Source organism: Mixta sp. (assembly GCF_024610815.1).
Lineage (GTDB): Bacteria > Pseudomonadota > Gammaproteobacteria > Enterobacterales > Enterobacteriaceae > Mixta > Mixta calida.
Window position 1 is genome coordinate 1 of sequence record NZ_JANION010000177.1, and the last position, 12220, is coordinate 12220.

9 protein-coding genes and 1 tRNA gene are annotated in these 12220 nt (G+C 56.9%); 3 read left to right on the forward strand and 7 right to left on the reverse strand.

Annotated features, from left to right (window positions below):
• Nucleotides 1-19: 19 nt before the first annotated feature.
• Nucleotides 20-95, forward strand: a tRNA-Phe gene (locus MYY08_RS13475).
• Between the two features lie 227 nt (nucleotides 96-322).
• Here the strand turns inward: MYY08_RS13475 and MYY08_RS13480 are convergent.
• Together MYY08_RS13480 and yajD are read right to left on the reverse strand one after the other, a co-directional pair.
• Nucleotides 323-811: a DinB family protein gene (locus MYY08_RS13480; RefSeq protein WP_038623819.1), complete on the reverse strand. Its 489-nt coding sequence runs from the start codon at nucleotides 809-811 to the stop codon at nucleotides 323-325.
• Between the two features lie 194 nt (nucleotides 812-1005).
• Nucleotides 1006-1353 carry an HNH nuclease YajD gene (gene yajD / locus MYY08_RS13485; RefSeq protein WP_038623817.1) on the reverse strand — a complete coding sequence of 116 codons (348 nt, stop codon included), beginning with the start codon at nucleotides 1351-1353 and terminating at the stop codon, nucleotides 1006-1008.
• Between the two features lie 415 nt (nucleotides 1354-1768).
• On the opposite strand from yajD, the gene MYY08_RS13490 reads away from it, so the two are divergent.
• Complete coding sequence (locus MYY08_RS13490; RefSeq protein WP_288014556.1) at nucleotides 1769-3268, forward strand: PTS transporter subunit EIIC; 1500 nt, start codon at nucleotides 1769-1771, stop codon at nucleotides 3266-3268.
• A gap of 57 nt (nucleotides 3269-3325) precedes the next feature.
• Nucleotides 3326-4342, forward strand: a complete 1017-nt coding sequence (gene malI / locus MYY08_RS13495; protein ID WP_084970682.1) for a Mal regulon transcriptional regulator MalI — start codon at nucleotides 3326-3328, stop codon at nucleotides 4340-4342.
• A 97-nt stretch (nucleotides 4343-4439) separates the two neighbouring features.
• Here the strand turns inward: malI and MYY08_RS13500 are convergent, their stop codons facing one another.
• The 5 genes from MYY08_RS13500 to MYY08_RS13520 all read right to left on the reverse strand — a co-directional run.
• Nucleotides 4440-4859 carry a substrate-binding domain-containing protein gene (locus tag MYY08_RS13500; RefSeq protein WP_257152236.1) on the reverse strand — a complete coding sequence of 140 codons (420 nt, stop codon included), beginning with the start codon at nucleotides 4857-4859 and terminating at the stop codon, nucleotides 4440-4442.
• Nucleotides 4860-5090: 231 nt separating this feature from the next.
• A complete protein-coding gene (locus MYY08_RS13505) occupies nucleotides 5091-6362 on the reverse strand; it encodes an HlyD family type I secretion periplasmic adaptor subunit (RefSeq protein WP_084970684.1) in 1272 nt (423 codons plus the stop codon).
• A 9-nt stretch (nucleotides 6363-6371) separates the two neighbouring features.
• Nucleotides 6372-8627: a type I secretion system permease/ATPase gene (locus MYY08_RS13510; protein ID WP_084970685.1), complete on the reverse strand. Its 2256-nt coding sequence runs from the start codon at nucleotides 8625-8627 to the stop codon at nucleotides 6372-6374.
• 15 nt (nucleotides 8628-8642) lie between these two features.
• Nucleotides 8643-10133 (reverse strand): TolC family protein, encoded by a 1491-nt coding sequence (locus tag MYY08_RS13515; protein ID WP_038623815.1) that lies wholly within the window; start codon nucleotides 10131-10133, stop codon nucleotides 8643-8645.
• A 208-nt stretch (nucleotides 10134-10341) separates the two neighbouring features.
• A partial coding sequence (locus tag MYY08_RS13520; RefSeq protein ID WP_288014560.1) for a hypothetical protein occupies nucleotides 10342-12220 on the reverse strand: 1879 nt, incomplete at its 5' end.

A 12220-nucleotide genomic window follows, 5' to 3' on the forward strand; every position in this document is an offset into this window, starting at 1 on the left:
CGGTTTAATGCGCCCCGTTGCCCGGATAGCTCAGTCGGTAGAGCAGGGGATTGAAAATCCCCGTGTCCTTGGTTCGATTCCGAGTCCGGGCACCACTTATTCAGAGAACCCGCCCAAAAGGCGGGTTTTTGCTTTTCCGGGGCCGGACTCTCCATCGAACTGCGTTCGATTATTCGCCGCCAGCGGCTCACCCCTTCGGGGCCAGCGCGCCAGGCGCGCTGTTCAACGCCTGCGGCGTGAGTCCGAGTCCGGGCACCACTTATTCAGAGAACCCGCCCAAAAGGCGGGTTTTTGCTTTTTCGGGGCCGGACCCTGGGTTTTCTTACTTATTATGGTCTCTTAGAAAAACGGTCAGCACGTCCTTTGGTGGGGTGCCGCCGCATTCTCCAATCAGCCAGCCTACCGCGCCGCGATGGTATGTCCCATGAAAGAGCATATGATTCAGCATATCCATCGCCGTCATCTCTCCCTCGCCACCGTCTACAAAACTGAATTTAATGGTTTCATCAAGATCGGCGGGCGTCATTGAATTAACATGCTGAATATACCAGTCCGTGCACTCGGCCATGCTGACTTCAAGTTCCTCCACGGATGGCGTTTCTGGCGTATTCAGGGCTGTATAGCTATGTTGCCGACCGATGATGTTAGCGCTGAAAATCACGTCGACGACATGAATGTGATTCATAAGCCTTAGCATCAGGTGACGCTTTTCCGCGTAAGAGGAGGTGTCGATGCGTTTTATTGACTGAAGTGTTTCTGAATCAATCCAGCGTTTATATTTCAGCAGCGTAACGAGTGTGTCCTTGTTCATGATCTGCTCCAGATTTGCCTGTATCCGTATCCTATCAATCAGGCGCTTTTTATTGGAGCGTCATCGCAATATTTATTAAAAATACTTAATGGTAATAAACGGCTTCGCGCTGGACTATCAGGTCCGCCTCTCGCTCGTAGCCGACTGCCTGCCCGTACCGGGTTGCTTTGCAGCGGAAGCGGACGTTTTTGAAATCATTTCTTCTTATTGATCATCGACTTTAAATCAGCGAAGGGATTATAAGTGGCTGCGGCGATATCTTTTTGCGCATCCTCTCCCGCTACAACAGTGGTGCCGTACTGGTCAGCTTCTGTGTACTTAGAATGTTCGTGATCATGGCAATACAGGCATAGTAACTCCCAGTTACTGCCATCTTCGGGGTTATTGGTATGATCGTGATCGATATGGTGGACAGTTAATTCTCGCAGGTTTGAATACACAAACTCGCGGGCGCAGCGCCCACATACCCACGGATAGATTTTTAATGCTTTTTCGCGATAGCCGCTTTCCAGCCGCGCGTAGTTTTTTGGAATCAGAGCCATTATCACTATTACCTGTTATAAAAAGTTCGTTTTACACCGAATTTGAGCAGGCTAGCCTACTTAACAAGGCGCATCAAGTTACACACCACATGCCCTTTTCGCTCCCGGCTGAAAATAAAAGGCTATCGCGCTAAACTCAGTCCCGGCAGGCGTTTTAAACTTCTCGTTGCCCTGTTACCACGCGCCTCCTGTCCCTCCGAGGAGCGCCAGCTTTACATTCCCTTTCCGCGTCTGAAATTCCCGTCAGGATTTCAGATCCGCGTCATAAAATAACAATTTCCTCTGGCTGAACGCGAAATTCCCATTGCGCGCCGACACGCGCTGGATGAGGATGAGTAGAACGTTCTACTAAAACGTTCTACCTACCATAAAAAAGCATTTTCACTGTAACGCGAATTATTTCATCGGGGGCGCTATGCGGCTGTTTACCGGGCTATTCACTTCTGTATCTAAATTATCAATGATTGGCCGCGCGTTAATGCTGCCGATCTCGCTGTTGCCAGCGGCTGGCCTGCTGCTGGCGTTCGGCGATAAGTTTCACCTGCCGCTGATGATGAACGCTGGTGGGGTAATTTTCGATAACCTGCCGATGCTGTTCGCTATCGGTTCGGCCGTCGGCCTTGCTTCGGAATCGGGGATTGCCGCGCTGTCAGCGGCGGTGTCGGTGTTGATCACTAACGTCACCATCGGCACGGTGATGCATATTACGCCGGAGATGGCGGCCAGCGGCGGCAAATACGCGATGGTGATCGGCATTCCGACGCTGCAGATGGGCGTGTTCGGCGGCCTAATCTGCGGCGTGCTCGCCGCCTGGTGCTTTAACCGTTTTCATACCCTCCAGCTGCCGGAATTCCTTGGCTTTTTCTCCGGCAAACGCTTCGTCGCGATCGTTACCGCCTTTCTCTCATTCCTGCTCGGTCTGGTGCTGCCCTACATCTGGCAACATATTCAGACAGGCATCGACGCGCTGTCGGTGCTGGTAAACGGCGATAACCAGGCGGCCTCAACGTTTATCTTCGGGCTGGTGGAACGCGCGCTGATCCCGCTTGGCCTCCATCACATCTGGTATCCCTCTTTCTGGTACTCTTTCGGCGATTACACCACTCAGGGCGGCCAGCTGATTCACGGCGATCAAACCATCTGGTTCAAAATGCTGGAAGAGGGCGTGAAATCCTTCAGCAGCGACAGCTACCAGAACGCCGGCAAGTTTATGCAGGGTGAATTCCCGCTAATGCTGTTTGCGCTGCCCGCCGCCTGTCTGGCGATGTACCATGAGGCGAACAGCAAAAATAAGAAAATCGCGTCCGGCATTCTGTTTTCCGCCGCCCTGACCTGCTTCCTGACCGGTATTACCGAGCCGGTAGAGTTCACTTTTATCTTCGTCGCGCCGCTGCTCTATGTTTTTAACGCGGTAATGGCTGGCCTGGCCTATATGTGCATGTATTTACTGCATGCGCATATTGCGAAATCCTTTTCTGCGGGCCTGATCGATTATATCTCCTTTGGCATTCTACCCTCGCTTAACGGCTTCCAGACCCACTATCTTAATGCCGTTATCGTCGGCGTGCCGATGGCGCTGATCTACTACTTCACTTTCCGCTTCGTAATTCGCCGCTTCGACGTTAAAACGCCGGGCCGCACCGACGTTACCGCGAACGTAAGCGATAAAAGCGACGAGGCGCTGGCGCAGGAAATCGTGCAGTTGCTGGGCGGCGAGAAAAATATCACCAGCGTCGGCGCCTGCATTACGCGCCTGCGTCTGGAAGTCGAGCAAAGCCAGCCGGTTGATAAAGATGGCCTGCACAACCTCGGTGCGCGCGGCGTGGTTTTCGTTGGCGAACGCGGAATTCAGATTATCTTCGGCGCGCGAGCACAGTTTATTGCCCAGCAAATGAGTAAGCTAACAGGTCGTTAAACGTTGGCCATCGCCCTTTCCCGGCGCTATGGGAAAGGGCGTAAAACAGGGATCGTCATGAAAAAGGTGAGTATTATTGATGTGGCGAAAGCAGCGGGCGTCTCCGTCTCCACCGTCTCGCTGGTGCTGCGTCAAAAAGGGAAAATTTCTGCGCAAACAATCGAAAAAGTGCAGGCTGCTATCGCCGGACTTGGCTATGTTCACAACGTCGCCGCAGCGAACCTGCGCGCCAGCACCTCTAACCTGATTGGCCTGGTGGTTTGCGATCTCAGCGATACCTTTACCCTTAAGGTAATGACGCGCATTGTGCAGGCGCTGGAGCAACAGGGCTATATGGCGCTGCTCGCCTATCCGCAGGATGAGGAGGCGCGGCTGACGCAGTGTCTGCTGGCATTCAGCCGTCAGGGCGTAGCGGGCGTCATCTTTCTTAACGCCAATCCGCGCCGCCAGAGCCTGCCTGAAGCGATGCGCGACTGCCCGCTGCCGCAGGTGATTGTCTCGCAGACGCCTATAGATAACGCCGACGATCTGGTGGTGCGCGATAACCGTCAGGCGGCGGCGCTGGCGACGCGCTATCTGATCGGCCGTGGACACCGCAACATCGGCTATATCGGCGGCGAAGCCGAATCGCTACTGCGCGCGCAGCGGCTGGAAGGCTATCGTCAGGCGTTGCAGCAGCATGGCCTGCCGTTTCGCGCGGAGTGGGCGCCGGTTTGCCTGGAGGAGACCGAGGCCGCGCGGCTGGCCAGCCGCCGCCTGCTGGAGAGCAATAATAAGATCACCGCCCTGCTCTGCCATTCGGCCCACGCGATTATCGGCTGTCTGAGCGGCATTCAGCAAACCGGGCGCACCGTGGGTAAAGATGTGTTCCTTACCCAGCAGATTTCGCTGGTGGGTTTTGAGGATATGCTACAAATCAATCTCAGCTCCCCCTCCTTCACCTATGTCTCCTCCGCCAGCGATGAGGCGGGGCAGCAGGCGGCGACGATGATGCTGGCGAAAATCCAGCGGCCCGATCTGGCGCCGCAGCGTATCACTCTGTCAGGGGAACTGGTAGTGCGGGAATCAGGCTAGGCACTGGGGCCAGACGGCGCGTTTTGGTCAGCGTATCGCGCCCTTACACGATCGGCCGTAGTAGATTTCATTACTTCCCGCGGGCTGACGCTCCGCCCTAAGCACTGACCGTAATAGAAGGCTGTCCATACCCGCACGATTCGCGGATCACTAACGCAGGCGGCAGGATGATGCGTTTCGGCGGTTCGTCGTTGCCCTGAATGCGGCTGTACAGCAGCTCGCCCGCTTTACGGCCAATCTCTTTCGCCGCAGCCGAGACTGTCGTTAACGCAGGCTGCACCCGCGCCGCTTCAGTAATATCGTCAAAGCCCACCAGCGCAAAATCCCATCCCGGTTCACGCCCTGTTTTGCGCAGCGCCTGCATCACGCCCAGCGCCACAATATCCTGTGCCATAAAAGCAGGCAGAATCAGCCATGCTGTGCCTCCTTCGGCTGAATAGCCCGTTTTTCTCAAACATGGGTGAGGCGGCGTTTTTCGCCGAAAGGCGCGCCAGCTGGCCGTTAAAGAACGACTCATCGGTCTATGCCACCGTAGGTGACTGGATAAAGGAAGGATTCATCTTATTCTCCGGCTCAGGGAGAACAGCTGTTTAACCATAGTAAGTTAATCGATTAGCCTGAATAGCGGTTTTACCGCTTTTGTTGTCCGCCGATGCGGTTAAAATCGTCTTCCTTGTTTATTAACAAGGTACTGGCGAAGCTTTACCAGCCGCCTCGCCAGTTTCACTATTTCCGTCCGCTTGCGGTCCTATTTCTCGCGGAACGCCTCCTGAACCCGAAGCAGCGGCCGCAGCAGATATTGCAGCAGACTCTTCTCGCCGGTACGAATATCCACCGTCGCGGTCATGCCAGGGATCACACGCAGCTGGCGGCTGCCCGCTTTGGTCAGCGTATTGCTCTCCGTCAGCACCATCACGCGGTAGTAAGTTTCATCGGCGCCCTGACGCTTCGGCATCTTTGCCTCCTCATTTTTCAGCGCGCCGGGGCTGATGCTTTGTACATGCCCTTTCAGCCCGCCGTAGATGGAGTAGTCGTAGGCGGAAATTTTCACCACCGCTTCCTGGCCGGGCGCCAGAAACGCCACGTCTGACGGCTTGATCTTGGTTTCCACCAGCAACTGATCGTCCAGCGGCGTAATCTCCATGATCTCCGCGCCCGGCTGGATGACCCCGCCGATGGTATTAATGCGGATGGTGTTGACCACGCCGTGCACCGACGAACGCAGCTCAGTGCGTTCCAGCGTATCCTGCCTGCCGAGCGCCGTTTCTTGCAGGCTCGCCATCTCCACGTCGACTTTAGACAGCTCATCATTGGCTTCTTTACGATAGCGATTCTGACGGTCGATAATCTGCAACTCCGCATCGTTGGCCTGGCGCTCCAGCTTCAGCACCTCGGTATTGGAAAGCAACGACTCCGCGGCGAGCTTTTTCGCCATGACCAGCTCCTTTTCAATCAGATCGCGGGTTCTCACGTAGCCCGCCACCGATTCATCCAGCGCGCGTTTGCGCAGCTGGTAAGCCCCCGTCTCGCGCTGCACCAGCTCCGGCGACTTCTGTACCTCCGGCGGAAAAACGAGTTCCGTGCCCGTCGCCTCCGCCGCCAGCCGCGCCGCCTGCGCCTTCAACGCCAGCAGCCGGTTAGCGCTTTCACGGAACGACGCCTTGGCGCGGGTCGGGTCGATGCGCGCGACCACCTGCCCTTTTTCCACCGTATCGCCTTCATGCACCAGCAACTGCTGCAAAATCCCGCCTTCCAGGCTCTGCAACACCTGTTCGCGTGAGCTGGGAACAATCTGCGCGGAACCGGTGGTTACCTCTTCGATATTGCAGTTTGCCGCCCAGAGAAGCGCCGCACCAAACATGGCGATGATGCCGCCGTTGATATAGAGCCAGCCTTCCCAGCGATCCTCGCTTGCCGCACGCACAATCTCGCTGGCGGTTATATCGTGAAACTGAAAGGCGGTATCGGTGCGGGCGATGCCGGTCACGGCAGCCTGTTTTTTACCAAAAAGCTTACGCATATCTTCCTCCTATGCCGTCACCGGTTTGCCGGCCACGACGTTCGGTTTTGCGGCCGAGCGCAGCACCGAAGCCGCCGGAATTTTGCCTTCGTTCAGCAGTTTTACGATCTCCTCTTTCGGACCGTCGGCGACTTTCATCCCTTCATCCATAACGATAATACGATCGACATATTTCAGCACCGCCGGTCGGTGCGTGACGATGACCACCGTTCGGCCCTCCATCGCCGGCACCAGTGCCTGTAGCACCATGCGCTCCGATCCCATATCCATCCCGGAGGTCGGTTCATCCAGCAGCAGCACATCCGGCTCGGTCAACAGCGCGCGCGCCAGTGCGATCGCCTGCTTCTGTCCGCCCGACAGCGTATCCCCGCGCTCGCCGACCGGCATGCCGAAGCCCATCGGATGACGCGCCACGATATCGCTGACGCCGGTCATCTGCGCCACCCGCATCATCTCTTCATCGCTGGCCCAGGGCGCGCCCATCAGCAGGTTGTCGCGCAGCGTGCCGAACATCAGACGCGGCTCCTGGTTCACCAGCGCGATGCGCGAGCGCAGCTCCCCTTTCTCTATCTGATTAATATCGACGCCGCTGATGTGAATATTGCCGCCGGTGGGCTGGTAAAGCCCGACCAACAGGCGCAACAGCGAAGATTTGCCGCAGCCCATCTTGCCGAGTATGGCGACGCGTTCGCCGTGGTGCAGCGTCAGATCGATGCGGTCGACGGCAGGCGGCAGCTCTTTACGGTAGCTGAAGCTCAGGTTCTGGCAGACGATCTCACTGGGGCTGCCCTGCGGCAGCTGTACATAGACTTTCCCATGCTCGCGCTCAATGGGCGTCTCCATCACCTTATTCAGAATGCTCAGCGAGGTTTTCGCCTGCTGAATGCGCAGACCCAGCGCTGCCAGCGTGGCGATAGGCATGACAGCGCGGCCCATCAGCGTCATGGTGGCGATAATGCCGCCCATGGAAATTTCGCCGTCACCCACCAGGTAAGATCCCCACAGCAGCAGCAGCACCGTGCCGAACTGCTGGGTGGTCTGGATCATGCTGGAGCCCATCGTCGACAAAAAACGCGACTTCATCGAAACGGTAGAGAGTTTTACGCTGGCGATATCGTGCTTGCCGGAGACCAGATTTTCCGCCCGCAGCGCCTTGATCGTTTCCAGGTTATCCAGCGTTTCGATTACCAGCCCGTAGCGGTTGCTGCCGATCTTCATCGACTCTTCGGCATGACGCTTTAGCGGGATCTGCATCAGCAGCACCATGGTGACGATAGCGACGAGGATCAGCACCACGCACCAAACCAGCGGCCCGGCGACCATATGGATCACCAGCAGAAACAGCAGCACGAACGGCAGATCGGCCACTGTCGTCAGCGCGGCGGAGGTGGTCAGCTCGCGCACGGTTTCGAAACTCTGCATCACGTTGCCGAACGCGCCGCTGGACTGGGCGCGGTTTTCCATCTTGCCCTGTAAAACATGACGGAAGATCTGCGCGCCCAGCAGCAGGTCGATTTTTTTACCGGCGCGATCGGTCACCCAGGCGCGGGCAAGCCGCGCGCAGAGTTCAAAAAATAGCGCCAGCGTTACGCCGATCGCCATGGTCCATAAGGTCACGTAGGTCTGGTTCGGCAGCACGCGGTTGTAGACCGTCATGGTGAAAATAGCCATCGCCAGCACCAGAACGTTGATCACCACCGACAGCACCGCCGCCTCGAAGATATAGCGCTTAAAGCGCCAGATGGTGTGCCAGAACCAGTGTTCGCCGGACAACTGCACCAGATCCTCGGCGCGATGATCCATATGCGCTTTTGGCCGCAGCAGCAGCAGCTCGCCCTCATAATGGCGCAGCAGCTCCTGCGTATCGATCGCGACCGGCTGACTGCCCAGCAGCGGCAGAATCAGGCGGCACTGCTGTTCGTCATAATGGGTCAGCACCGCGTAGCTTTCCTGAAAACGGATCACGGCGGGCAGCAGAAAGGATTTCACATCCGTTAACGCCAGGCTGCGCCAGACGGCGGTCATGCTGCGCCGCTGCAATACTTGCGTCGCCCAGCGCTTTTGTTTCTCCGGCTGGCCGCTGTCCGGGCAACGCGGCATGCCATCGCAGATTTCGCTGAGCGTTAAGCGCACGTCAAACAGCCGCAGCGCATTTTGCAACGCCATCGGCAGGCTCTCGTCCGATGTCTCTGGCGCCGCCGCGTTTTCCAGCTCTGGCTCAGGACGCGGCGGAGTAAGGGTTTGCGGTATCTCTGAAATTGTCATCAACTGCTTCTCTGTTTACTGTCCATTCCATGGCCATGCGCGTAGATCCTGCCGCGCCACGTCCGCCTTGCTGTTGCGCAGTCCGCTTTTTTCGCCTGCGGCGTTCGCCACGGGCGCGCTGCCTCCCGCCAGGAGGCCAGGCGCTTCTGCCTTAGGGATAAAAGCGGCGTGACGGCTGCTTTCCGCCGCCGCTTTAAAAGTATCGATCGCCTGATTGTGCGCCTGCGCATCACGTCCGCCTGCTCCGATGGCATGCTGATTAAGCTGGTTAATGGCGCTTTTCGCCTTCAGTTTCTGCGGCATGGCCCCAGGCGTCAGCGGCGTGCCGGGCAGAACAGGCACGTTTTTCGCCAGATCGCTCAGCTTTCCGAGCGCGGCGACAATCTGCCACTGGATGGCGGCATATTGCACCTTTTGCTCCTCCAGGCTCGCCAGACTGGCGTAATAGTCGGTGGCGAAAGAGATCAGATCGGTCAGCGGACGCTGGCCGGCGAAGAATTGAATCTCACCCGCTTTCCACGTTTTCAGCGCAGATTCGGACTGCTTTTGCAGCGCGTCGATCTGCTGCTGACGCAGCGGCAGCGAAATCCACAGCTGTTCCAGTTGCTGTCGCAGCGTGCGCAGTGTGGCATCCATATCCTGCTCCGCCGAGGCGAGGCGCTGCGTCTGCCCTTTCATCGCCGCGCTGCCCGAACCGCCGTCCCACAGATTGATGTCGCTGCTTACCTGAAGCATCGCCGCTTTAAACGGCTCCAGTTCGCCGTGGTTGCGCGGGCTGTCGAGGCTGAGCTGCACGCTCCACTGCGGACGATTCCATTTCGACGCCAGCTGCAACGCGGCGCGCGCCTCGTCGCGCTTGTAGCGCGCCACCGTAAAGGAAGGGTTATCCGTCAGCGCCCGCAGCGCGGTATCCAGCGAATCGGGCAGCAGTCCGGCGCGCTTCAGCTCCGGCAGGCTGCTGGTCAGAGTGATGTTGCTATTCAACAGCGTAGAGAGCTGCCGCCACGCCTGCTGTTGGTTGGCGTTGCTCATCTCACGGCTGGCGGTCACCGAACTTAAGCGTGTAGCAACCTGGTTGATCTCTGAGGCGCGCCCGGAATCGATACTGGCAATGGTTTTCACTCGTCGCAGCAGATCGCTCAGGGCGGCGATCTCCTGATCGAGGACCGCAACCACTCTGGCATTGGTAACGGCAGTAGTGAACAGCGACAGCGCCTGCTGATTCAGGGCTTCCTGCGTCACTTTCACCTGCGCGCGCTGCATGGAAAACGCGGCTTCTTTGCCCTGCACGGCGTCGTCGGTACGCCCGTGGTCGTAAAGCACCTTACTGATTCTGATATGCGGCGCGATGGGATTATTTTCATAACCCGGCTGGCCGGAATAGGTTTTTGAGCTCAATCCGGCGCTGAGCTGAAGATTATTTGCCGCCTTTGCCTGTTCAATATCAAAATAGGCGGCGTTGGTGGATAAGAGCGCAGACTGAATAGAAGGATGCTCTGCCGTCATCCTTAAAATATCAATAAACTCGGTCGCATTTGTTTTAAATGCGGGAAGAAGAAACAGGACAGCGGTAACAGATGTCCGACGATTTTTCTGTATGAACTGCGTTATTACGGACCGTTTCATAATTCCCTTACAGTGTAAAATCGCATCAGCTGCGAAAAAAGCATTACATCCCTGAGGCGGTGGCAAACGCCACCGCCTGGGTCCTGCTTTACACGACGTTCAGCCCGTGCTGAATCATCAACTTAACGGTGGCATCATCGTTATGGACATACACGTCATAGGTCACACCGTTCTCTGTTTCACTGGAAGAAGCCGTCCAGACAGATTTATTAATGCTAACCGTATCGCGTGCGCCATTGGTATTTGAGTCACCGTCGTCGCCGGTAATTTTCAGTACGTGTTCACTCTCCCCATTATCTTTTGTCATCTCCAGAATATCGCTGGCACTGATAACCAACGTCTGCGCCGCGTTATTTCCCATATGAATGGTTTCAATACCGGAAATTTTCGACGAGACGCTGCCCAGCTCGAAATTGTTATTCGAGTCCCATACCAGCGTATCGTTGCCGTCGCCGCCGTTAATGCTGCTAAAGGCGGTGCTGTTAATAAAGATGGTGTCATCACCGCCTTTGCCATCTATAGCGATCGCGCCACGTCCATCGAGCGAATCGTTGCCGTCAGTACCGTTGAGGTAGTGCTGCGCGGGCCGATAGTCGATATGGGTTACGCCGGTGCCGTCGTCAGGGAGGCCCAGGGTCTCGACCAGATCGACCAGGCGGCCTTTGATCGCCGAACCGCTACCGTCGCCGACGCCAGAATCAGTCCAGGTGACGTAGAGCTGGCCGCCTTCGGTAAAGGTGGCGTCAACTTCAGTCTGATCGCCGAAGTTAAGCTGGTTGATCTGTATCTGTTGCCCAACCTTATGGCCCGCTGCGTCAAAGTACTGCGCGTAGATGCCGTAGGTGCCCGGACCGGCATCGCCGTCGGTCGCCGAAACAAACAGCGCCACGAAGCTGCCGTCGGCGCGGCTCACTACTTTAGGCAGATGCTGATTGCCAGCCGTGTCGGTATTGATGATGAACTCATTCGACAACGCCTTACCGCTTCCGTCATAGAGACGTCCCCAGACGCTGTAGCCGCTCTGATCCGGCCCGCTGTTGTCATTGGAGTCCCAGGTGACCACAAAGTTACCGTTATCCAACGCCGATACGGTCGCAGAAGCCTGATCGCCGCTGGTCGTCTGGTTCACAATAGAGCTGGAACTCACCACATGCGTTGCAGGATCGTACATCACTACGCTGGTGTCATAGCCTGTTCCCTTCACAGCATAGGTGACCGCAATCTGACCATTGCTGAGCTGCGCAATGGAAGGCAGAGCGCTCCAGCTGTTACTGTTGCCCAGGATGCCCGTGGTTAAACCGGTTGACGCCAGAACGATTTCCCCGGTCGCCGGGGAGTTATCGGCGTCGTACTGACGGGCGAATATCTTATACTCGCCACCGACGAGGGCCTCCCAGACAACGATATAACCGCCGTCATCCAGGCTGGTCACATCTGGGTGCTGCTGGCCGGTTGCCCCTGCGCCAGAACTAATATTAAATTCGCCGCCCACCGGGGTCAGCCCATTAATATTTCCTTCCTTATCATAGGAATAGCTATATTGCTGGCCCTTAATGTAGTTAGCGCCATTCGTTCCCGGACTGGTCCAGACCACTTCGATATTGCCGTTCTCCAGCACCACCGGCGTCAACTGGTTGCCCGTTGTCGTGGAGTTCACGGTAAATTCGCTGCCCACCGGCTGCCCTTTGGCATCCAGCATCTGGCCTTTGATGGCCGTACCGGAACCGTCGCCGCTGGCAGAGACCCAAACTTCAAACAGCCCGCCCGTTGGCAGTGAGACAACCTTAGAAGCGGTTTGGTCACCTGTTGTCGTGGTATTAACCGCAAACTCAGAATAGTAGGCCGCGTCCGGGTTAATCACGATCCCTTCCACCCCGTTGCCGCTGCCATCCACATTATCGGACTGCCAGGTGACGTAGACGTTGCCGTCCGCGGTCAGCGTGGCGTCCAGGATATGCGTTGCGTCG

Excerpts from the sequence above, each read along its gene's own strand:
- MYY08_RS13480 (WP_038623819.1), bottom strand. The coding sequence starts at position 811 with ATGAACAAGGACACACTCGTTACGCTGCTGAAATATAAACGCTGGATT.
- yajD (WP_038623817.1), bottom strand. The coding sequence starts at position 1,353 with ATGGCTCTGATTCCAAAAAACTACGCGCGGCTGGAAAGCGGCTATCGC.
- MYY08_RS13490 (WP_288014556.1), top strand. The coding sequence starts at position 1,769 with ATGCGGCTGTTTACCGGGCTATTCACTTCTGTATCTAAATTATCAATG.
- malI (WP_084970682.1), top strand. The coding sequence starts at position 3,326 with ATGAAAAAGGTGAGTATTATTGATGTGGCGAAAGCAGCGGGCGTCTCC.
- MYY08_RS13500 (WP_257152236.1), bottom strand. The coding sequence starts at position 4,859 with ATGAGTCGTTCTTTAACGGCCAGCTGGCGCGCCTTTCGGCGAAAAACG.
- MYY08_RS13505 (WP_084970684.1), bottom strand. The coding sequence starts at position 6,362 with ATGCGTAAGCTTTTTGGTAAAAAACAGGCTGCCGTGACCGGCATCGCC.
- MYY08_RS13510 (WP_084970685.1), bottom strand. The coding sequence starts at position 8,627 with ATGACAATTTCAGAGATACCGCAAACCCTTACTCCGCCGCGTCCTGAG.
- MYY08_RS13515 (WP_038623815.1), bottom strand. The coding sequence starts at position 10,133 with ATGACGGCAGAGCATCCTTCTATTCAGTCTGCGCTCTTATCCACCAAC.